Origin of the sequence: Pyrobaculum sp. (assembly GCF_049971835.1) — an archaeon.
Classification (GTDB): domain Archaea; phylum Thermoproteota; class Thermoprotei; order Thermoproteales; family Thermoproteaceae; genus Pyrobaculum.
Window position 1 is genome coordinate 12,194 of the sequence record NZ_JBMFKV010000002.1, and the last position, 19,762, is coordinate 31,955.

The window sequence follows — 19,762 nt, forward strand, 5'->3', positions numbered from 1 at the left end:
CATGGAGGAGCTCATAGAGAGAGCTAAGGAGGTGATAGGAAATGCCTACGCTCCATATTCCAAGTTTAGAGTAGCCGCAGTAGTGAAGACCAAGAGTGGCAAGATTTATACGGGGGTAAACATAGAAAACGCATCTTATGGGCTGACCGTCTGCGCCGAGCGCGTCGCTGTGTTTAAGGCAGTTTCCGAGGGGGATAGAGACATCGAGGCTGTCGTGGTGTATACAGACACTGAGGAGCCCACTCCCCCATGCGGAGCTTGTAGACAAGTAATTGCGGAGTTTAATCCAAATGCGTTGATAATAATGGCGAGTAGGAAGAAGGTGGTAGAGAGCAACCTCTCCCAGCTGTTGCCAAACGCGTTTACTGGAGAAAAACTACGCACTTAACTCTCCTCCTCTTCCTCCTCGCCTGGTAGCTTCAACAAGGAGATTCTTTTCGGCTTCTCCTCCCTGGGGGCGGTCTGCTGGCTTAGCTTCTCTTTATACATTTCTATTAGCTTATCAGAAATAGTTAATATAGCCTTGGCAGTTTCGTTGTCTTGAGCTAGAAATTCGTGTAGTCTCCCAGAGTCTAGGTACTGCGAAAACTCTGGATCTATTGGGATGCCCCCCAGGAAGGGCACGCCGGCGGCCTCGGCTATTTTCAGCCCAGCGCCTCTGCCAAAGATGTAGTATACCTTTCCGTTATCTGGACATTTAAAGCAACACATATTCTCAACGACGCCAGCTACCCTAATATTGAGCTTTCTGGAGAAGTCGATCGCCTTAAGTACAATTCTCCGGGATATTTCCGTAGGTATTGTCACAACAACGCTTCCGTCGAGTCCGCCTTGCAAGCTCTGGGCAATTGTCAACGGGGCGTCTCCAGTGCCGGGGGGCAGATCAACTACTAAAACGTCGAGAGGCCCCCACTCGACCTGTGCTATAAAGTCCCTCAACGCCTGGTTTACGAGTGGGGCTCTCCAAATCACCGCCGTGTCGTCGCCCGGTAAAGCGAATTCTATAGACACAACCTTTATCCCAAGGGGGCCGACTACTGGAATAATCTTATTAGTCTTCTGGTCAACATATAAAGTGCTGTCGGAGAGGCCTAACATCTTTGGAACTGTTGGCCCGTAGACGTCGCCGTCTAGGATACCTACCTTGTACCCCCTCATGGCGAACCCCACCGCAATTGACGTGGTCACAAGAGATTTCCCAACACCACCCTTACCGGAGATTGTGACTAGTTTTAGCTTAACATTTTTCAGCGCATCGGCGAGGGAGCCAGGCGCCGGGGCTTGGCCACGTATGTTGACCCCAACTGACATTGCCACTCTTAATGTTAGGAATATTTATACTGATACACGACGTTACCCCATCCACGTCAATATGCCTCTACGTACAAGTGAGATGCCTATGGCGACGCTCAGAATTAACATAATCTTTTCAAGCACCCTAATTCCAAGAACTCCCAATAATCTTGTTAAGAAGCTAGAAGCCATTAGAGTAATTAACGTAAGAAAAGACGCCGCGGCCACCACCACAAGGGCAAGTAAGGGGCCTACATGGCTTGAAACTACCAAGACATACGAAATTGAGGCAGGCCCGGCCAGGAACGGCACCGCCAGAGGCACCACGGCAATCTCCACGCCTTCAGAAACTGTGCTTTGTTCATAAGGCCTCAGAAGGTAGTATAGGGAAAACGCGGTGAGAACAAGACCGCTTGCAACCATAAAGTCGCCAATACCAACCCCAAAATAACTAAGAAAGCCAATGCCAAACACCGCGAAGAGCGCAAGAATCGTAGTTGCGACGGCGACTGAGGTCATCAACACCTTTTGTCTGCGTGCCGCGTCTAGTTTAGAAGTGACAGCCATGAAGAGGGGGATATTGCCTATTGGGTCCACCACCACGTATAACACCACTATAGAAGCTAGGAGATCTGTCAACATGTCAGAACCCAGATTTCTCTATCACTTCTCAGCGATGACGGGCCCTCTCCACCCCCTCAGCAATACCACTTAATTTATATCTTTACTTCGCCCAGCTGTACTTCCTTAATCTTTTAGATCTGCCCCATCCACAGGAGGCGCAGTACCCCTTCGTGACGTTATATGAATGTCTGCCACAACGCGGACATCTAATATGGGTCTTTCCCTTGCTGTGCTTACCCATTGAGGGCGTGCCCTTCATGGCACCGGCGATATGAACAACACATTTTCTCCCCTTACAACCACAGTGCCGCGTTTGTAAACATTTCCGTCAATTATCTCCTCAGCGTCTTCAAGTAGCAGATTTACATGTTGGTCAAAGGAGCGGAGTATCCCCCTTATTTCGTGGCTGTCTCTTAGCTTTACCAGCACCTGTTTTCCAATTGAGTCTTGTAGCGTGGCTCCCAGCGTGGCAAAGCACTTAGATAGATCCGAAGCCATGGCCGTGAAGTGGGTGCGGTTTATAAAATTTATTGACGTGACAGAGCTAAACTTAAAAAAGACGGCGTAGCAACCGCCGTGAGCGACGTGTTGCTGGAGCAGGTGTTTAGAGATCTCCAGTCGAGGGGGTTTAAGATAGTTGAGAGGCTCAGCGACAGTATGTTCGTGGCGGAGAAGAAGGACAAGTACCTCTTCTACGTAATGGTGGAGGGTGTGGAAATCACAATACAGACTTTGTTAAGTGTTATAAATATGGGCGAGACCCTATCCATGCCGGCTGTACTGGCGCTGGTGAGCAACGACGGCACAGCGACGTACTACTTCGTGAGGAAAATCAGATTGCCTCGGAACGTCTATGCTGAAGCTATTTGAGCGGTTGGTGGAGGCGTCGAGAAGTCGCGGTGTGCGCTTTGTCCTGCACTTCGCCAAGTGTCGGGGGAAGGTCGGCATCGACAGAGAGGTGAAGGCCCTTGATGAAGAGGGCAGGCCGGCACCTTGGTCACGTATTTTCCCTGGAGTAACTCCTCAGAATATACTACAACAATGTGTCCTCAGGAAGGTAGAGGTGTACAGAGGCTCGGAGCTTCTAGGAGTATACAATTCTATTGAGGAGGCTCTGTCCGCAGTGTAGTAGCGCCTTTTAGAGATTCCCTCACCTTGACGGCGTATCCCCTCCCCAGCGTGAGCTCTTTTCTGCTGTATAGCAGTCTCCCGACGGCTATGACGGCGCCTGCTGGATCGGTGACGGCAACCTCGCCGTTGGGCCTTGCCTGACCTGATACGTCTCGTACATACTTAGCTGGGACGTTGCGGCCCTGTTTTATATATTCGGAAACCTCACCACTAATGACGACCCCCCTGTCTAAAAACTGCGCGCCGTAGATCGTAGGCAACAAGTAGCCGTCGTTGTTTCTCAACACGAACGCCAGCTTGCCATCTACATAGACGTATCTAATGCGGCCGGCCTTATTGCGCTCGATCTTAATACCGCGGCTCCTGAGCCTCTCCGCCACCTCTCTACCATATAGGTACGCGATTATCTGTAAGGCGTCGAGCGCCACGTGGCTAGGTAGCTAACCTTTTAAATAAAGTTGCCACTGTGGGTATGTGTATTGCGAAATCTGTGGAAGGCCTATAGAGGGCGAGCCCGTACCCGTAGAGGTGGACAAAGCCGTGTTGTACGTCTGTAGAAGTTGCGCAGCCCGCTACGGCAAAAAGGTGTTTTCCCAAGTTCCGCAACAGAGAGGGGCACCTCCGCCGAGGCCTAGGCGTGCGCCGGCGCCGCGTCCTCCGCCGGTGGAGCTGGAGCTTGTTGAAAATTATGGCGAGGTGATTAGGAGGGCGAGGGAGAACCTCGGCCTCGCGAGAGAGACGTTGGCAGTCATGCTGGGTATCAAGGAGACAGTATTGAGGAGGATAGAGGCAGGCCAGCTACAGCCTGACATCTCACTGGCTAAGAAGTTGGAGAAGACGCTCGGCGTTAAGCTACTAGTAGAAGCGCAGGACGAGGGAGGCGTCAAGGGCGGGGGCAGGGTGGAGAGGGGTCTAACGCTGGGCGAGGTGGCGGAAATTAGAGAGGACGGTGAGGAGTAGAGCGCTTCTCGCCTATGTGGGTCCAAGGACGCCTAATCTAGGCTACAAGCTGGAGGAGTTTGTATCGCTTGTAGAGGTAGCCGGGTTTGAGGTAGCTGAGTTAGTGACGCAGTTTGCAAAGACAGATACTCGGTTTTATCTCGGGGCAGGCAAGGCGAGAGAGATCGCCGAGAAGGACTTCGATATGTTTATAGCGTACCACGGCTTGACTCCTTTACAAATATTTAATTTAGAAAGACTTTTTAAACGAAAGGTTATTGATAGAATATATGTGATACTCTCAATATTTGAAAAGAGAGCGGGGAGTCTAGAGTCTAAGTTGCAAATAGAACTGGCGAGGCTGAGATACGAATTGCCAAAGGTAAAGGAATACCTAAGAAGGGCTAAGATGGGCGAGCAACTGGGCTTCATGGGCGCCGGCGAGTATGCAATTGACGCCTACTACCGCCACATTGTGAAACGCATTTCCACTATTAGGAGGAGGCTGGAAGACGCCAAGAGGGGAAGGGTAATGCATATCGCAAAGAGGAGAGAGGCCGGCATACCTGAAGTTGTGCTGACAGGTTACACAAGCGCAGGCAAGACTACTCTCTTCAATAGGCTGGTGAATGAGAATAAACCTGTCGATGGGAGACCCTTCGCCACGCTTGAGACATACAGCAGGGCGCTCGACCTATGGGGAAAGAAAATCGTGTTGACAGATACAATAGGCTTCATAGACGACCTACCGCCGTTGCTAATAGAGTCCTTTCACTCTACTCTGCAAGAAATTATAGACGCCGACAGGATACTCCTAGTCGTAGACGGGTCTGAGCCGCCCGAGGAGATCGCTAGGAAACTCGAGACTTCTATAGAGACGCTGGGGGAGGTCGGGGTAGATCTCGAGAAAATAATTCCTGTGGTGAATAAAGTTGACAAAATTAGACTTGAGGATGTGAAGAAGTTGCGCGGGGTGTTGGGAAGGTATTTTAGCTGGTTTGTCCCAGTCTCTGCGTTGACAGGCTTCGGCATCGAGGCTCTTAAAGTGGTGTTGTTCTTCCAGGTGCCGGGGTATAGTATAGTTAGAACGAGTAGTGACGACGGCGCGAGGGGGCTTCGTGTTGGCGATGTTGTATTTGTACCGCTCCGCAGTAACGGGCCGACTCGCTAGGTGGGGGGCAATGCTTATATAGGCGTGCGGGGGGCTGGGGGATGAGAGATGTGTATATGTATATTGTTGAGAAGAGCGTAGCGTGGGAGTTCGACAGTCCTGAGTATGGGAGGCTTGCGCGGAAGGTTGTGGATATGCTCTACGAGAGGAAGGAGGATCTCTCAGATGACCGAATTGCAATCCTCCTTAACATATCTACTGCTGAGACAAGGAGGATTTTACAATATTTAATGCGGCTGGGTTTGGTTGGCGTGAGGAAGAAAACGACGGAGGATTACCGCATTGAATATACCTGGTACGTTGATGACGAGATTATAAGACAAGCAATTAGTAGCAGGGCTAGGGTTGCCAGGGAGAAGATCTCTATGCTGATAAGATCACTGACAGAGGGGGCATATTACATATGTCCAAACTGTTTTACTATGTATACGCTAGACGAGGCGGTTAATAGAGGTGGTTTATGCCCTATATGTGGAGCTCAGTTAGAATACGTAGAAAGTGTAGAAGGGATAAACAAACTGACTAAGACATTTGAAAAACTTGAAAAACTATGAAAGTGGAGTTTAGAATTTTCAAGCCTGTCGAGAACCACGAGATTTTTATCACCGGCTTCGCTGGTATCGGCATTGTTGGCCACCTGGCGACTAAGTATATAGCGCGGAACTGTGACGCGGTGGGCGTCGTGAGGTACAGAGGGGAACCGCCCATAGTGTCTATGGAGGGGGACAGGCTGTTGTTGCAGAACGAGATTTTTTCATGCGGCCGGGTGGTGGGGGTTGTGAACAACTACGGGATTCATGAGGCTGCGGTTTATGACTATACTAAAGCCCTCGCCACGTGGGTGGTTGCAAATGAGTTTAAGCTGGCTGTGCTTTTCGGTGGCTTAGACGGGAGGTTACAGAGAGGCGAGGATAAGCTACGTATTGTCTACACATCGGCATACAGAAGGGCGGGGCTCCCCACGGGAGATGCAAAGATATTAGAGCAAGGTCTCCAGATAGTGGGGCCCCTGGCGTACCTGACCTCGTTTCTAGAGGAGCTTGACTTCCCCACGCTGGTGATACTGCCGTACGCCGACGTGACAAGACCTGCAGATCCCTACGCCGCCAGCGTCGCCGTTGACTACTTTTCTAAATTGTTCGACTTCCCGGTGGACACCAGTGGGCTTAGGCAGATGGCAGAGGAGCTTGAGAGGGAGATTGAGGAGGTTCGGAGGCGGATGGAGGAGCAGAGCAAGCGCGAGGAGGCGTCTAGGCTATATATATAGAGACACCTCGTCAAGAGTCCTTAGCTTCACGACTCTTTTGCCAATAATAGGCAAATCGACGTTGTACGTCAAGACGACGTCGTATTGACTTAGCCACTCGTATGCATGGGCACGTGCCCCCTCGCCCTCGCCCTCGGCCTCGTTCTGGGAGAGGGGGTACACCTCGGCCACCTCCTCCGGCACAATGCCAAACACGGGGTCGTAGAAGAGGATGTGGGCCCTTCCTCCGGTTAACTTCTTGACGTAGCGGTATTCCCAAGTTCTGCTGTAGGGTTTTTCGTCTACCCTAATCACCACGGCGGTTCTAGAGGGCGTGTACAGATTCGCCATCCTAGTCCAGTGTCTAAGTGGCTCTGGCCGGGAGTCGGCGGTGTCTTGGTAGAAAAAGAGTCCGTGCGGCTTTGGGTGAGTCTCGGGGTCGTACTCCTCTATAAGCTTCCTAAACTTTGCAAGGCCTCTTAGAAACCTGTACAGCGATGGGTGTGCCCTGGCTTTTATCTCGAGGTACTCCCACAGCGTCCCCTCGTGTATTCTCTGTTTTACCTCGAGGAGCTCCTCTCTCAGAACTGCTAGGTTGTGCTCGGCGATTAGTTGAGTGCGCTCTTCTCTGGTCATCTCCCGTATTTCTTTTACTGGCGTGTAGCACAGCTTCGTGCTACAGGGGAGGTAATCTGTCTTCACATCGTCGAGGCGGAGGGTCCTATCTCTAAGCATTATCCTGCCGTCTCTTGCGTATAACACGTAGGAGGCGCTGTCAAAGAGGTCGACGCCTAGAGCAACTGCAAACGGGAGGATTAGTGGGTGACCAGCGCCGAAGAGGTGTAGAGGCGCCTCTCTCACGATATTTGCCTTGACGTGCAGTACGGCTTCAAGCAACAAGTCAAATTTATACTCCTCAAGCAACGTCGTGGGGCTACCAATAGCGAAGATGTGGAAGCCGAGCTTAGAGATCTCACGCGCGGATCTAGTCAGGAGATCTAGATGCAGACCGCCTTGTATAGGGCCCACAACCAACATATCTAGCCTCTCCAGCATAGCCGCGGCTCTTTTTGCTCTCCTGATAGTCTCCTCTACCTTTAGCAAGGCGCTTTCGTACGGCTCCTCGTAGTCAAAGGGTAGGTCTAGTATTACGCCGATATCGCTTCCGATGCTGGCCTGGTAAAGCAAAATCTCGTCGGGATCCACCTCGATACTCCCGTACCTCATTATTTGGTAGGCGCCCGAGTCGGTCATGACCACGCCATCCCAGCCCAGCACTTTCTTAACGTCTACCGCCCTGCCGCCTGCGAGTTTGTATACAAAGTAGGAGTTTGTAATCACCTGTCCAAAATAGCGCCTAATCACATCTAGTGGAAGCTCCTGTTTTCTAGGATCAACCACGGGGAACAGAGCCGGCGTCTCAACAACGCCGCTCTTCGTGTAAAGTTTCCCGATCCTGCCAGCGAGATCCTTGGCAACTAGTTCAAATATCACAAGTCGCTAAAAACCAAGCTATATATCGGCTACTAGGCTATTCCAGCTCTGTAATTTCGTATTCCGAAAGCACTTTTGTCCTATCGGCAGAAAACTGGGGCCCTACAGTGGCTAGATACTGCCTTACAATTCTGAACCAGCTCGGCTCCTCTACGGCGTATCCCCTCGCATAGGCGTTGTTCACGAGAGTCACGAGGTTGACTATCCATGGGTGGATGCTCCTCACGGAGCCCGCCGGTATTACATCTACTATGTTTTCTGGGGTAGTTCTCACAGATTCTTCAAGCTTACTAAGCCTCCTTCTAGATCTATATGTCTTGATTCTGTGTTCAACAACCCGCTTTCCAGCTATGCCTATTCTCACAGTAGCCACCGCGAGCCCCAAAAGCCCTAGAGATATCGTACTCATATTTGTTATGACTGCCAGGAGGAAGGCGGCTACCGCGATTAAGACCGTGAATACGGCGAGCGCCTTGGCGTCTTTTATGAATATCCCGCCGAGGGCGGCCAGGAGCCCCACCACAAGCGCTATGAGTGTATCTATCATAGTGGTATTATTTCACAGCTCTCCACAGCGACTATTTGATACTCGCCGCTAGGTAGCTTCTTTATCTGATTCATACATACATTAAGTAATTCTAACTTCTTCTTTATAAAGCTATCAAGCTTCTTATCAATATTGATTAATGAAGATAGTAGCTCAATTTCTCTTTGAATTATTCTAGTCAGCTCTTCAGGCCTTCCGTAGCAGAGCATGTTTCGCTTTGTAGTACTCCCTCACGGCCTCCCCAACTTTTTCAGCATCGTAAATCCCCCTCTCCACAAGAGCCGTCAAGAACTTAGCTCTTTCGAGGATCTCATCGTAACCCCCTACTTTCTGCAGCCAGTAGGACCTCCTTAGATCCACCTCCACGGTGTCTGTACGCTGGTCGTACCAACCCACGTTTATTAAGCCGAACTCCTCCTCTTTAATCTTTATCTTGCCTGGAGCCGCGTATGGATACGCCCTCAGCCACACCACCTCCGTCAGAGACGTGACCCTCCTACCGAATTCGAATCTTCTGATAGTGGCCAACACGTGGAAAGCGGAAAGGTGCTCCGCCGAGACGCCCATAGCCTCGCCAGTGAGACGCATGAAGACCTCCATGATGTCTTCCGCGTGGAACGTGGTGGCGCCTCCGTGGCCTGTCAACACGCCTTGTATCAGCTCGTGTATCTCGCGGCCGCGGCTCTCGCCGATTATAATTATGTCGGGCCTGGCGCGTAGGAGGTACTTAACCAAGTCTATTAGATATATGGCGGACTCAGATCCGGGCAGGTGCTTCATGTAGTCGTACATGGGCGATGTGAAGAGCATTACCACGTTCTGGTAGCTCGGGGGGACTCTTATCTCCGGAGTCTCCTCGGCGATGGCGAGGCGTTTATGAGGCAGGAGGACAAGCAGTGCGTTTAGTAATGTAGTCTTGCCGGTGCCCGTGCCTCCGATAACCATAACAGATTTATGGTGCTCAAAGAGGTACCAGAGGTAGGCCATCGCAAGCGCGGAGATGGTACGCTTCTTAATGAGCTCAGTGGGGGATATTGGGAAGGGCGGCTGGATACGCACGGAGACGTACGGCGGGTTTCTCGATACGCGGGTAGACATCGCAGTTGCAAAACGTAGCAACGCCCCGTTCCTTAGTCTAATATAAGTGTCTTGAATTGGGTACTGCTCGTTTAGTGGCCTTCCGGTCTCCGCATAGACTCTCCCCACGATTTTTATCAATGACTCCCTATTAGTTGGTATGACATTTGTCTTTACGTTGTATCCATAATCGCGGTGATCTACAAAGATCGGGTTGTCGGTTCCATTTATGTTGACATTTTCAAGTCTGATGTCATACAATATAGGCGTTAGGTAGGAGTAGTCCGCCGCCTCGAGCTGGACGTAGTACCTAACCGCGGCGCGTAGTTGCTTAGGTACCCCGATGTCCGTCATTGCCATCTCTATTAGTTTGCCAAGCTCCTCTCGTGAGATGTTGGGTCTAATTATCTGGTTGGCAGTTAAGTACTCCACTACCTTATATGCATATTCGCCCACCCTCTCTGAGTAGGGAAACGCATAGGCCACGTTATAGCAGTAGCCATCTTCCGATTGGTAAATCTGAATCCTCGCCCCCTCGGACAGGTATTCCTCAACAATGGCGCCCTGGCAGGAGTCAAGCCGAAAGTCCAGCATAGCCTATGCGCGTAGGAATAGTCCAACTGAGAATGAAGCCACGAAAATTGCCAGGTAGAGCATGGCGAGGTACAGCAAACCCCCCCTCGTGGAGAAGCTGATGCGGGCGAAGAGGAAGTAGTAGCCCACAGCCATTATGCCCAGCGCCATGTACAGCATGCTCATTCCAACGCCGCCTAGCTGTGCCCCACCTGAGATTTTAGACATGGCCTCCGTCAGCTTTATCATAGAGGTGTTCACAAAAGCCACCATGGCGGCGCCGGCGAGGGCCAAGAAACGCGTTATGTTTAAAGTCTTCCCAATTTCTGTCCTGTATTCAAAGAGTTTCATAACAAAGTTCTGTAGTTGATCAATTGTCGCGCGGGGCAGAGTACCCAGGCGGTAGATGTCGAATAACATTCTTAAGATCACAGACATAACTGGTTGCATGTCTTTTAAAACAACATCCTCTAGCCGGCTGTCGCCCACCTTCATAGTCTGCAACACCGCGGCGGCTTTGTTATTGAAGGGTCCGTAGTCTCCAAAGGTAATTGCGTTTTCAACGGCGCGGAAAACAGACGGCGCTCTTTTAAGCTCGTCAAAAACTGTATATACAAAATCCATAAACCCCCTCTCGAAAGACTTTGCATCTATCCTCTCCCTTGTGAATATCCACCCAGCTAGGGCCACGGCAAAGGCCATTAGAGGCGCGTAGAAAGCTGCTGGCGTAAAACCTAATACTATCATAGCAATGGATGACGCGACTCCAAAGATTAAAGGGACTTTTCTAAACTCCATTTTCATAAGGGGTACGTTGATGAAGAGAGCCATCACGACGCCTAAAACAGCGGGGAGGAGCCCACCCATTATTACTAACATGGCGGGGTTGCCTCTTCCTATCACCACGGCGGTTACGGAAAGCATCGCCAGACCTACAACGAGGGATGAGATGAGCGAGGTCATTCTATCCATACGTCTCTGCATTGCCGAGGAGAACTCCACGATGTCCATATCCATGTAGAGGGAGAGCTTCGCCACTATATCTTCTCCAATTCTGAGGGATGTGTACAGGGAGTTGAAGCGGTAAACCAGCTTCTGCGGGGCTAGCTTCTCCACGGCGCGCTTCATTGCGTCCAGCGGCTCAAGCCCCACCATCCTGGCGTTGTTCCAGGCGGCTATGGCGAGGGTCCTCACGCCCGGGAGCTCTCTGTAGCGCGTCATGCGCTCAATAAGCAGGTTGAGATGAGCCTTCGTCGCAAACGCCATTTGGACCAGCGCCGTGAAAAACACCATCTCCGTCGACAGCATCTCACGTATAGAGCCGGCGCGTATAGACACCAAGAGCTTGGGGAGGAAAAACACCAAGCCGCCGACTCCCAGAAACACAGGACCAAGAGGAAAGAGACCCAGCGCTGAGAACGCCGCACCCGCCGCCAACACGCCAAGGCCCAAAATGCCGAACAACCTCGCCGTGTTCCTAAACTTCAGAGGATCGATGTCCGTCTTCTCTATCCCCTTTAACTGCCACTTAGCTATAGCGCCAAACACAACACCCTACGTGATAGCGCCTTAAAAATTTTGCTTTGTGCCCTCTATAATGGACAAGCCATTAAGAAGGCATCCTCGCCGTCGCTGTAGTACCGCGGTATCCTCCCCACTACTCTGTAGCCGAGCTTTTCATACAGAGAAATGGCGGGCGTGTTGGACACACGCACCTCTAGGTAGACCTCAGACGCGCCGTAGTATATCTTCAGAGCCTTCATGGCTCTCAACATCATTGCCGTGGCGATGCCAAGCCTCCTAGCCTCTGGCAACACGCCGACAGATACTATGTGGCCCTTCCTCACGGCCTTGCCCTTGCTCACATTGCTCCACCCGTATTCTACACGCGACATGACGTACCCAACCACTCTTCCCCCCACCTCAGCCACTATAAACGCCTTGGGGAACTGCTCCAAGTGCTCCACGAAAAACCAGTTGGGGTAGTTTTCAGGCAGGACCTTGCGATTAATAGCTATTACATCGTTGAGATCCCTGTACGTGGCTTCGCGGATTACAAACTCGGTCTTCCCATCTTTGCCCAGCATCCTCTGCGGCCCCTCAGTACTTACGTCTAGAGTCATGGCCCCATAAGGATTAGGTATATAAGAGCCATTCTCAGGGGCACGCCGAGCGCCGCCTGTTTGAAGTATTTGGCGTGGGGAGTCGAGTCTACCTTGTGGTCAATTTCGTCAACTCGTGGAAGTGGGTGTAGGATAGCCAGGTGCCTCTTGGCGTTTTTCAACATATCTAGAGAAATCCTGTAGCTACCCCTCACCCTCTCGTACTCCAGCGGGTCTAGAAACCTCTCCTTTTGTATCCTCACCACATACAACACATCCAGTTCACGTAACACCTCCTCTAAGCTGGTGTGGAAGCTGTGTCTTAAACCTCTTGAGCGTATGTAGTCGACGGTCTCCGATCTGGGGCGTAGATACTCCGGCGAAATTAGGAATACCTTTACATTAAAATTTGCAAGTGCCTCGAGGAGGCTGTTTACAGTCCTCGCGTGGCGCAGATCGCCTACGACGCCTATATTCAGCCCGTCTATGTGGCCGAATTCCCTCCAGATGGTGTAGAGATCTAGCATTGCCTGTGTGGGGTGGTTGGAGGCCCCGTCGCCGCCGTTGACGACGGGGTTTTCTGCAACCTCGGCTGCTAGCTTCGCCGCGCCCTCGTACCTATGTCTAATAACTATGAGGTCGGAGTACGCATCCAGCATTCTGACGGTGTCTGCAAGCGTCTCTCCCTTCTCTACGCTTGTGCCCTCGGCGCCCCAGAAGCCCACCACCTCCCCGCCGAGCCTCTTCATGGCGGTTTCGAAACTAAGCCTAGTCCGCGTAGAGGGTTCGAAAAAGGCCACAGCCATTACTCTGCCTTTTAGGAACTCGACGCGGCTCTTTGCATACTTCTCCATGTATTTAGCAGTTTCAAACAGCTCCTCGAGATCTCGCCTGTCAAAATCGCGGGCTGAAACGACGTCTCTCCCCCTCCACATATTGGGTCCACTACTTATATATCTTTATAAAAAATGAGCGCATGAACCCGCTAATCGTCGCCCTAGACGTGGACGTCCTCAGGGCGCTGGATCTGGTAAAGACGCTGAGGGATAAGGTAGCCGGGTTCAAGATTGGGTGGGATCTAGTATTCGAGGGCGGCGTATCGATAATAGGCGAGGTCTCACGTTATGGAAACGTCATCGTTGATTTAAAGATCGCCGATGTGCCCCACATAGCGGAGAAAGTGATAAACAAGGTAATCGAGCGCGGCGCGTGTTGCGTAATTGTACACGGCTTTCTACACCCATCTCTACCAAGAGGGGATAAAATCTACGTGCTTGTTAAGATGACGGTCCCCACTCTATATGACGAGATCTGGGAAAAACTAATCGAGAAGGTTAGCAACGTCAGAGGCTTCGTCCTGCCTGGAAACCAGCCTGAATTAGTAGCACGCGCGAGGAAGATGGTTGGGTGTAGCTATAGGATAATATCGCCAGGTATAGGAGCCCAAGGCGGCCGACCTGGGGGAGCCCTCAGGACGGGTGCCGACTTCGAAATAGTTGGGAGATACGTCATAGAGGATCAGGAGAGGGTTAGGGAGTGGACTGGCTTCAAGCCTCGATGTTTTGAGACTCCCTAGGTGGGCCTCTTCCTATCCTTGGGATAGCTCCATGCCTCGGCCTTACGGGCTAGGTGCGAGAGGTATCTATAAAGGCCTGGATCGCCCCTCGCTTTGTTAACCACCGCGTCTAGCAACGCGATCAGCTCGTCGTAAACTCTCCTATCGACTGGATACGGGACGCCGTCTTTTCCGCCGACGGCGAAGGCGAATTTAAACGGGTCGACTGCTGGATCGCTCCAGTCGGCAGGCGCCTTAAATACGAGCTCCGCCACAAGCGACAAGGCGCGGAGGGTTTTCGGGCCTACGCGGTGTCTTAGGAGAAGCTCTTTAAAGTCGGCGACAGACTTAGGCGGCGGCAGATTCTTCACAACCGCATTGACATCAAAGTCCACCTTGGCGTAGGGGTGGTAGCGCGGGACGTCGAACAAAGTCGCCTGTCCACGCAGGAGGTTTAGATATCTAGCCACCCTAGACGGCCCCTCGTTAACAAGTTCTAATATAACTCCCCTGTTCTCTCTGCTGTTTCTAGAAGCTAGGTTGAGGACGCCGTCGTGGCGGACCCCCACGACGCCGGCGTGAGGACTGTTGAAGAAGTCTACCGTCGCAATCCAGTGATATCGCCGGGCCATTCTCAACTCTTGGCTTAGCCCCTGCTGGACCACGCCCCACTTCCCCGTCTCGGAGACGAAGAAGGCGTGGTGGTACAGCTCGTATCCGTCCTGCACCAACGCGTTGTCCACCTTTGCCACCAGCCTCGACGCAGTTATTAAAACATCGGCGTCTAGGCCGAAGAGCCGCGATATTTCGCTGAGCTCGTTAGGCGTATTCAAAGCATGTCTCCCCTTGCCGCCAGCCACCCTGACGGGTATGTGTGAGCTCCTCAACGCCTCTTTAACCACGGCCGTCGTGACGGTGGTGCTACCCGAGCTGTCCCAGTCCATACCTATTATGTTGTTAAAGGCTTGGAAAAAGAGGGGGTTGGCGAACCTCTCTACGACGCCATCTGGCCCATATAAATCATTCATCACTTGTAGAATAAGGAAGGAGAGCTTCCTCATACGAGCGAGTAGCCAATACGGCACGTGGCCTCCGTGAAGCGGGAGGTCAGCCACGCCCGAAAGCCTCACATCTAAACTCGTGGGTTAGGTTATATACCTAATTGCTACGTGGCAACCGGAGGTTTTGAACCGCGACGTGGACGCAATGAAATATATATTCTACAGAAAACTGGCGAGTCATGACCGTGTTCAAGGCCTATGATATAAGGGGGTTAGTGGATAGCGAGTTGACGACCGAACTCGTTGAGAAAATTGGCTACGCTATATCGAAGTTTTTCAACGGGGAGGACGTCGTGGTGGGGATGGACGTGCGGACGCATTCTTTTAGAATTGCAGAGGCTCTGTCGAGAGGCCTCCTGGCTGGTGGCAGTATTGTGTTTATCGGAACATCGACCACGCCGATAACCCACTTCGCATCCTACGTTCTCCAGAAGCCCGCCGTCATGATAACGGCCTCCCACAACCCGCCTGAGTACAACGGGTTTAAGATCATGAAGAGCGGGGGTCTAGATCTAGAAAGCCATGAAATTCAGCAACTGGCAAATCTGCTAGAGACTCCCCCCGCCGCTAGGCGTGGAGTAGTTTACACATACGACGCGTTGGCTAGGTACTCGGAATACATAGCAAGGAAATTTGGTAGGTTAAATCTGGCGGTGGGTTTTGACCCAGCTAACGCAGCTGGTGTTATACTAAAGCCGCTACTTAGCCAAGTCTTCCACAGGCTCGTGGCGATAAACGACTTCCCCGATGGGCGCTTCCCGGCGCATCTCCCAGATCCGGAGAAGGCAGAGAACCTACAGCAGCTACGTAGCTTGGTGGTGAGTAATAAGCTGGATGTGGGCATCGCGCTTGATGGAGACTGCGACAGAGTGGGGATAGTCACAGGTAGGGGGGAGATTTTCAGACCCGAGAAGATGGTGTACGCCCTGTTGAACTACTACGCAAAGCCGGGGGACGTGGTTGTGCTGGACGTCACGATGCCGCTCTACCTGGAGAAGGTGGCTGAGGAACGCGGGGTTAAAATAGTTAGACAGAGGGTGGGGCACAGCTTCCAGAAGCCGACCGCGGTGAGGCACAACGCGCTGTTCTGGGCCGAATACAGCGGCCACGTAGGCTTCAGAGACCACAACTACTTCGACGACGGGATCTACGCTGCATTAAAGCTTCTGTCGACCCTCGGCGAGGCTGGGGTATCTCTAGACAAGGTTCTTGACACAGCGCCAAAGATATACGAAGAGCGTCTTGATATAAAGGCGGCCGACCCAAGGAAAGTCGTTGGGGATGTTAAGCGGAGGGTGGCCAACATGGAGTATTACGAAATCGACGGGCTCGACATAAGAACCAAGGAGGGGAGACTGCTCATAAGGCCCAGCAACACGGAGCCTGTGGTTAGAGTCAAGGTAGAGTCAGAGTCAAAGGAGGGGCTTGAAAAGCTCAAGTCGCTCCTCTCTCAGCTCACCTCGCCGTAGAGCATCTCCGGCTTTCCATAGAGGAAGTACGACGGCTTTTGGCTCAGCAAAGCCCCCAACATAATCGACGCATATGTCAGACACACACTCTCGGCGCAGACGCCCTCTCCAAAAGAAAGCCTCGGGAGCTTCATTTGACGCAACAAATCCGTCTCCTCGTGAGTAATCTTGACCTTCAACTCTTTCAGCTTGTTTAATTGCTTTATCTCTCTCAACACCCTCTCTATAGGAGTATTGTCGCATGGGCAAACGATCACCTCCCCGGCTTCTTCTATCTGGGGCCAGTAGGAGGCCCAGAACGGCACATCTATTACATTAGGCTCGACGTAACGCCCAGTCCCATCGGTGCCGCGCTCCAGCCTGTTGCTGAGGTTATAAAGCCAGTTTGCCTCCACTGTCAACATCACGAGAAACTTATCAAGCGCGTCTTTAACATTGTCCAACGACTCCACCCCGTCCTTGGCAACTATGTACTTGGCCAAAAGTTTTGCATGCTCTACGATGTGGCGCTCCCGAACGGCGCCGTAGAGGTGCCCCGTGGCGTATACGTTGCTACCGCCCACCGCCTTGCCTCTGTCGTCCACTATTAACAACTCGCCGTAGTTACTACGCCTCGGCACGAGAGAGCTCAGCTCAAAGCTGTAGTAAACCTTGAACCCCAGCTTAACCGGGACATAGGGGTTCACTAACCTCACCGCGGAAACTATCAGGTCCGCCTCTAGACGCTTCACCTCGTTCTCCTTCTTCCCAGTCACCACCTCAAGCACCAAGGCGCCTTTCTGAAACTCCCTGACCTTTACAGCCGTTATTATTGGAAAATCTATCTTCCCCCTCACCTTCTCAAAATATTTTGTATCTCTCAGCGTCGCCGAGTTGTCTAGCACCACTACGTCGTTTCCACGGTTTCGCAGAGTCAAGGCCGTGCGTAGCCCCCACTCGGTGGTTCCCCACACAACTATTCTACGCCCAGTGGGAGGCTCTGTGAGGACTTCCTCTGCAGTTTTTTGAGGAGCCTTATGGCCACCGGGAAAGGTGATGGGCACGTCTACGCCCCCGGTGGCTAGTACTAGATGCCTATATCGTATTCTGTACCTAACCCCTCCGCTGTATAGATACATCCCATCGAAAAACCCCTGGGATACGTCGAGACTGCCGGCTTTGTTTATGAAGGTCTCTACGTCTACGTCATCTGAGAAACGCGGGGCGTCGCCTAGGATGTGGTGACCGCCGAGGCGCCCTACGTAGACTACCCTAGGCTCGTATCCGTACTTTTTTAACTCGAGGGCAACCGCCAAGCCGCCCAGGCCGCCGCCCACCACCAAGATATCTGTGCTTAACTCCTCCTCGCGCGTTGCCTCGGGTTCACAGTAGAGTACAGAGGGGCAGTTCACAGCTACGTCACGAAGACACTATATAAATTATGGCGCCGAGATCAGCGCTTTGGACCTCTTTCATCCGGCGTCAATAGACGCTCCTCATCACTTTTTAACCAAACGCATTGTCTTAATATATGTGTATACGCGAGATCGCCGTCAAGAGCTTTCTTGAAGGAGACAAGTCATCTGCCGAGTGCCTAACCGCGCTTGGCATCCTAGACAGAGGCGAGCCACTTACCAGAAGCTATGTACTGTACAAGGCGTTGAAAATGGGAATACCTGTGTCTAGCTACATCAAGAAGCTTAACTGGTACGAATTCGAGGAATACATAAGGTACGTCTTCTCGGAATATGGCTTTAACACGTCTTCAAATGTGAGACTGGAGTGCGACGGCGGCGCGGAGTTCGACATTATTGCGTGGAGTAGGGAAGTGGCTTTTGTCATAGAGGCGAAGAAGTGGAAATGGGGCGGCAGATGGGCCGAGGTGGCCCAGAGACACTTGAATAAAGTTGCGAAATGCGTAGACAAGCTACTTGCTTTTTCTCCATCTATCGTGCCTATTGTAGTTACCTCGACCGACGCCAGTCTTATTTCTAGCGGCGTAGCGGTTATTCCCGCCTGGAAGATAGGGAGTTTTCTCGCCTCTTTTAACGACTTCAAGGATCAAGTCGCTGTATTTAGATAGACACTCATCACATGCGTAGACGTATAAATCCAGCGATAATTCGCTCCTTATCTTAACTATGTTGTAGACATTCAGAGGCCTCCCACAGAAGAAGCAGTAAATCACGCCCCCCTCTCAGTCTTTTCTTCAGTTACCGAGAGATCCGCAATTACTCTAGCCCTTTTTCTCGGAGTTGTCAAATTTTCCGTCGCGGCTATGAGCAGGGCCAGTCCATAAGTTGGAAGCGAGAAGGTCTTTGCGTAGTTACTCACCACGATTACCACATCTTTAAAGCCCACAAGGTATATATAGGGAATAGGAATAGCATACAGCAACGAGAGTACTGCGACTATTTTCGGCAACCTACCGATATATATTTTTAGTAAAAATTCAAGATAAAAAGTTACTAATAATAAAATAAGCGAAATAATTATATATAATAATTGGGGTAATTGAATAAATCTGTCAGGTATGTTATTTACTATAATCGTATAGTCTTTCACATCTACTGGGGCTGTGGCGTAGATAGGAGTTGCCCCCGGTTCTAAAAACACGACCAGCGCGCTGAGGATAACGGCGACGAGTATCAATAACACATTCCGCCCCACCTCCCCCTATTTATACATTAGGAGGCGGATGTGAGTACCTCAGCTTCCCCGTGACCCAGTCCCTCAGCACTATACGAGCTACCTCGTCTATATTCACCCTCCCGCCTTTAAGCAACTTGTGTTTCGCCCTCCCAATTTCCTCGAGCGCGTTTTCTACGTCGCTGACAACGCCGTAGGTCTCCCTAAGAGCATTTGGGTTGTACGTCAATACCCGTTTAAGCAAGGCGTAGGCGTAGGGGACTGGGTCGTCCACTGTGCCCGGGTCAACAAGCCCCCTAATTACGTCCAGCGCCAAGTCGCCAGTTGACGGCGTCTTTACAATACCGGGCGTATCAAGCACAACCAGCCAACTCTTTGCCCTGACCAACTGCTCGCCTCTGGTCCACCCAGGCTTGGGGCTAGTGGGAGCCACGTAGCGCCCCTTTAGGTAGTTTATAATTGTGGATTTACCCACGTTGGGATAACCGACGACAACCACCGTGACAGGTATTCTAGGAGCCAGCTCTCTTATGGCTACCAACAGCTTTCGTGTGCCGCGCCTATATTTGGCACTGATGTAGACAACACGCATCCCCGCATTCTCAAAAAAAGCCTTCCACTTTTCCAAAAACTCCCTACTTACAAGATCTGCCTTGTTCAACACTACCAACAGCCTCTTGCCGAGCCTCTCCGCCAACGCCTCAGCCTCTTTGCTCCTAGTAGCCTCGGGATCTCTGGCATCTACAACTTCCAACACCACATCTCCATCCTCAATTACCCTCCTTACCAGCCGCCACGTCTCTTTCACACCTGGCGGCGCTACAATACTTAAAAAACGTAACAGGCAACGTG

The 19,762-nt window shown here is 51.7% G+C and carries 25 protein-coding genes; 10 read left to right on the forward strand and 15 right to left on the reverse strand.

What is annotated here, in order from left to right:
• Position 1 precedes the first annotated feature (1 nt).
• Positions 2-388 (forward strand): cytidine deaminase, encoded by a 387-nt coding sequence (locus ACP5J3_RS00380; RefSeq protein ID WP_428493821.1) that lies wholly within the window; start codon positions 2-4, stop codon positions 386-388.
• On the opposite strand, the gene ACP5J3_RS00385 is transcribed toward ACP5J3_RS00380, so the two are convergent.
• The 4 genes from ACP5J3_RS00385 to ACP5J3_RS00400 all read right to left on the reverse strand — a co-directional run bounded on the left by ACP5J3_RS00385 (position 385) and on the right by ACP5J3_RS00400 (position 2,415).
• The gene (locus ACP5J3_RS00385; protein WP_428493822.1) at positions 385-1,311 is read right to left on the reverse strand and encodes an Mrp/NBP35 family ATP-binding protein; all 927 of its coding nucleotides are present in this window, start codon (positions 1,309-1,311) and stop codon (positions 385-387) included. The two genes, ACP5J3_RS00380 and ACP5J3_RS00385, sit on opposite strands and share 4 nt — an antisense overlap.
• Before the next feature lie 42 nt (positions 1,312-1,353).
• Positions 1,354-1,935: a MarC family protein gene (locus ACP5J3_RS00390; RefSeq protein ID WP_428493823.1), complete on the reverse strand. Its 582-nt coding sequence runs from the start codon at positions 1,933-1,935 to the stop codon at positions 1,354-1,356.
• A gap of 82 nt (positions 1,936-2,017) precedes the next feature.
• Entirely contained in the window at positions 2,018-2,176 is a 159-nt protein-coding gene (locus tag ACP5J3_RS00395) for a 50S ribosomal protein L37e (protein WP_148682984.1), read from the reverse strand.
• Positions 2,173-2,415 carry an LSm family protein gene (locus tag ACP5J3_RS00400; protein WP_428493824.1) on the reverse strand — a complete coding sequence of 81 codons (243 nt, stop codon included), beginning with the start codon at positions 2,413-2,415 and terminating at the stop codon, positions 2,173-2,175. The genes ACP5J3_RS00395 and ACP5J3_RS00400 overlap by 4 nt, the downstream gene beginning before the upstream one ends.
• A 78-nt stretch (positions 2,416-2,493) precedes the next feature.
• Here ACP5J3_RS00400 and ACP5J3_RS00405 point away from each other — a divergent pair, with 78 nt between their 5' ends.
• Both ACP5J3_RS00405 and ACP5J3_RS00410 read left to right on the forward strand, forming a co-directional pair.
• Entirely contained in the window at positions 2,494-2,787 is a 294-nt protein-coding gene (locus ACP5J3_RS00405; protein ID WP_428493825.1) for a tRNA-intron endonuclease family protein, read from the forward strand.
• Positions 2,771-3,046: a hypothetical protein gene (locus ACP5J3_RS00410; protein WP_428493826.1), complete on the forward strand. Its 276-nt coding sequence runs from the start codon at positions 2,771-2,773 to the stop codon at positions 3,044-3,046. The genes ACP5J3_RS00405 and ACP5J3_RS00410 overlap by 17 nt, the downstream gene beginning before the upstream one ends.
• On the opposite strand, the gene ACP5J3_RS00415 is transcribed toward ACP5J3_RS00410, so the two are convergent.
• Positions 3,018-3,476, reverse strand: a complete 459-nt coding sequence (locus ACP5J3_RS00415; RefSeq protein WP_428493827.1) for a PUA domain-containing protein — start codon at positions 3,474-3,476, stop codon at positions 3,018-3,020. The two genes, ACP5J3_RS00410 and ACP5J3_RS00415, sit on opposite strands and share 29 nt — an antisense overlap.
• 46 nt (positions 3,477-3,522) lie before the next feature.
• On the opposite strand from ACP5J3_RS00415, the gene ACP5J3_RS00420 reads away from it, so the two are divergent.
• From ACP5J3_RS00420 to ACP5J3_RS00435, 4 genes are read left to right on the forward strand one after another with little or no spacing between them, the layout of a single operon-like run.
• Complete coding sequence (locus ACP5J3_RS00420) at positions 3,523-4,008, forward strand: multiprotein bridging factor aMBF1 (protein ID WP_428493828.1); 486 nt, start codon at positions 3,523-3,525, stop codon at positions 4,006-4,008.
• Entirely contained in the window at positions 3,998-5,158 is a 1,161-nt protein-coding gene (gene hflX / locus ACP5J3_RS00425; RefSeq protein ID WP_428493829.1) for a GTPase HflX, read from the forward strand. Before ACP5J3_RS00420 ends, hflX begins: the two co-directional genes overlap by 11 nt.
• A gap of 41 nt (positions 5,159-5,199) precedes the next feature.
• Entirely contained in the window at positions 5,200-5,712 is a 513-nt protein-coding gene (locus ACP5J3_RS00430) for a transcription factor (RefSeq protein ID WP_428493830.1), read from the forward strand.
• Complete coding sequence (locus ACP5J3_RS00435) at positions 5,709-6,425, forward strand: proteasome assembly chaperone family protein (protein WP_428493831.1); 717 nt, start codon at positions 5,709-5,711, stop codon at positions 6,423-6,425. Before ACP5J3_RS00430 ends, ACP5J3_RS00435 begins: the two co-directional genes overlap by 4 nt.
• Here the strand turns inward: ACP5J3_RS00435 and tgtA are convergent.
• The 6 genes from tgtA to pyrB form a co-directional block, all read right to left on the reverse strand.
• Complete coding sequence (gene tgtA, locus ACP5J3_RS00440; RefSeq protein WP_428493832.1) at positions 6,414-7,898, reverse strand: tRNA guanosine(15) transglycosylase TgtA; 1,485 nt, start codon at positions 7,896-7,898, stop codon at positions 6,414-6,416. The two genes, ACP5J3_RS00435 and tgtA, sit on opposite strands and share 12 nt — an antisense overlap.
• A gap of 37 nt (positions 7,899-7,935) precedes the next feature.
• Entirely contained in the window at positions 7,936-8,445 is a 510-nt protein-coding gene (locus tag ACP5J3_RS00445; protein WP_428493833.1) for a hypothetical protein, read from the reverse strand.
• A gap of 186 nt (positions 8,446-8,631) precedes the next feature.
• Complete coding sequence (locus tag ACP5J3_RS00450) at positions 8,632-10,116, reverse strand: type II/IV secretion system ATPase subunit (protein WP_428493834.1); 1,485 nt, start codon at positions 10,114-10,116, stop codon at positions 8,632-8,634.
• Between the two features lie 3 nt (positions 10,117-10,119).
• Entirely contained in the window at positions 10,120-11,643 is a 1,524-nt protein-coding gene (locus ACP5J3_RS00455; RefSeq protein WP_428493835.1) for a type II secretion system F family protein, read from the reverse strand.
• Positions 11,644-11,687: 44 nt separating this feature from the next.
• Positions 11,688-12,218 (reverse strand): ribosomal protein S18-alanine N-acetyltransferase, encoded by a 531-nt coding sequence (rimI, locus tag ACP5J3_RS00460; RefSeq protein WP_428493836.1) that lies wholly within the window; start codon positions 12,216-12,218, stop codon positions 11,688-11,690.
• The gene (gene pyrB, locus ACP5J3_RS00465; RefSeq protein ID WP_263245918.1) at positions 12,215-13,132 is read right to left on the reverse strand and encodes an aspartate carbamoyltransferase; all 918 of its coding nucleotides are present in this window, start codon (positions 13,130-13,132) and stop codon (positions 12,215-12,217) included. Before pyrB ends, rimI begins: the two co-directional genes overlap by 4 nt.
• 41 nt (positions 13,133-13,173) lie before the next feature.
• Between pyrB and ACP5J3_RS00470 the strand changes: the two genes are divergently transcribed.
• Positions 13,174-13,773, forward strand: coding sequence for an orotidine 5'-phosphate decarboxylase / HUMPS family protein (locus ACP5J3_RS00470; protein WP_428493837.1), 600 nt, complete (start codon positions 13,174-13,176; stop codon positions 13,771-13,773).
• Here ACP5J3_RS00470 and ACP5J3_RS00475 read toward each other — a convergent pair.
• A complete protein-coding gene (locus ACP5J3_RS00475) occupies positions 13,770-14,882 on the reverse strand; it encodes a DUF763 domain-containing protein (RefSeq protein WP_428493838.1) in 1,113 nt (370 codons plus the stop codon). The genes ACP5J3_RS00470 and ACP5J3_RS00475 overlap by 4 nt on opposite strands.
• 110 nt (positions 14,883-14,992) lie before the next feature.
• Here ACP5J3_RS00475 and ACP5J3_RS00480 point away from each other — a divergent pair, with 110 nt between their 5' ends.
• Positions 14,993-16,282, forward strand: a complete 1,290-nt coding sequence (locus ACP5J3_RS00480) for a phosphomannomutase/phosphoglucomutase (RefSeq protein ID WP_428493839.1) — start codon at positions 14,993-14,995, stop codon at positions 16,280-16,282.
• On the opposite strand, the gene ACP5J3_RS00485 is transcribed toward ACP5J3_RS00480, so the two are convergent.
• Positions 16,264-17,673: an FAD-dependent oxidoreductase gene (locus tag ACP5J3_RS00485; RefSeq protein WP_428493840.1), complete on the reverse strand. Its 1,410-nt coding sequence runs from the start codon at positions 17,671-17,673 to the stop codon at positions 16,264-16,266. The genes ACP5J3_RS00480 and ACP5J3_RS00485 overlap by 19 nt on opposite strands.
• Positions 17,674-17,792: 119 nt before the next feature.
• Between ACP5J3_RS00485 and ACP5J3_RS00490 the strand changes: the two genes are divergently transcribed.
• On the forward strand, positions 17,793-18,344 hold the full coding sequence (locus tag ACP5J3_RS00490; RefSeq protein WP_428493842.1) for a restriction endonuclease: 552 nt from the start codon (positions 17,793-17,795) through the stop codon (positions 18,342-18,344).
• Between the two features lie 101 nt (positions 18,345-18,445).
• On the opposite strand, the gene ACP5J3_RS00495 is transcribed toward ACP5J3_RS00490, so the two are convergent.
• Positions 18,446-18,919 (reverse strand): hypothetical protein, encoded by a 474-nt coding sequence (locus ACP5J3_RS00495; protein WP_428493843.1) that lies wholly within the window; start codon positions 18,917-18,919, stop codon positions 18,446-18,448.
• 22 nt (positions 18,920-18,941) lie between these two features.
• A complete protein-coding gene (locus ACP5J3_RS00500; RefSeq protein ID WP_428493858.1) occupies positions 18,942-19,736 on the reverse strand; it encodes a GTPase in 795 nt (264 codons plus the stop codon).
• Between the last annotated feature and the right edge of the window lie 26 nt (positions 19,737-19,762).

What these genes read in the sequence shown, in the direction of transcription:
- ACP5J3_RS00470 (WP_428493837.1), top strand. Translation starts at nt 13,174, where the DNA reads ATGAACCCGCTAATCGTCGCCCTAGACGTGGACGTCCTCAGGGCGCTG.
- rimI (WP_428493836.1), bottom strand. Translation starts at nt 12,218, where the DNA reads ATGACTCTAGACGTAAGTACTGAGGGGCCGCAGAGGATGCTGGGCAAA.
- ACP5J3_RS00385 (WP_428493822.1), bottom strand. Translation starts at nt 1,311, where the DNA reads ATGTCAGTTGGGGTCAACATACGTGGCCAAGCCCCGGCGCCTGGCTCC.
- ACP5J3_RS00395 (WP_148682984.1), bottom strand. Translation starts at nt 2,176, where the DNA reads ATGAAGGGCACGCCCTCAATGGGTAAGCACAGCAAGGGAAAGACCCAT.
- ACP5J3_RS00435 (WP_428493831.1), top strand. Translation starts at nt 5,709, where the DNA reads ATGAAAGTGGAGTTTAGAATTTTCAAGCCTGTCGAGAACCACGAGATT.
- ACP5J3_RS00380 (WP_428493821.1), top strand. Translation starts at nt 2, where the DNA reads ATGGAGGAGCTCATAGAGAGAGCTAAGGAGGTGATAGGAAATGCCTAC.
- pyrB (WP_263245918.1), bottom strand. Translation starts at nt 13,132, where the DNA reads ATGTGGAGGGGGAGAGACGTCGTTTCAGCCCGCGATTTTGACAGGCGA.
- ACP5J3_RS00480 (WP_428493839.1), top strand. Translation starts at nt 14,993, where the DNA reads ATGACCGTGTTCAAGGCCTATGATATAAGGGGGTTAGTGGATAGCGAG.
- ACP5J3_RS00430 (WP_428493830.1), top strand. Translation starts at nt 5,200, where the DNA reads ATGAGAGATGTGTATATGTATATTGTTGAGAAGAGCGTAGCGTGGGAG.
- ACP5J3_RS00400 (WP_428493824.1), bottom strand. Translation starts at nt 2,415, where the DNA reads ATGGCTTCGGATCTATCTAAGTGCTTTGCCACGCTGGGAGCCACGCTA.
- ACP5J3_RS00390 (WP_428493823.1), bottom strand. Translation starts at nt 1,935, where the DNA reads ATGTTGACAGATCTCCTAGCTTCTATAGTGGTGTTATACGTGGTGGTG.
- ACP5J3_RS00490 (WP_428493842.1), top strand. Translation starts at nt 17,793, where the DNA reads ATGTGTATACGCGAGATCGCCGTCAAGAGCTTTCTTGAAGGAGACAAG.
- ACP5J3_RS00450 (WP_428493834.1), bottom strand. Translation starts at nt 10,116, where the DNA reads ATGCTGGACTTTCGGCTTGACTCCTGCCAGGGCGCCATTGTTGAGGAA.
- ACP5J3_RS00445 (WP_428493833.1), bottom strand. Translation starts at nt 8,445, where the DNA reads ATGATAGATACACTCATAGCGCTTGTGGTGGGGCTCCTGGCCGCCCTC.
- ACP5J3_RS00410 (WP_428493826.1), top strand. Translation starts at nt 2,771, where the DNA reads ATGCTGAAGCTATTTGAGCGGTTGGTGGAGGCGTCGAGAAGTCGCGGT.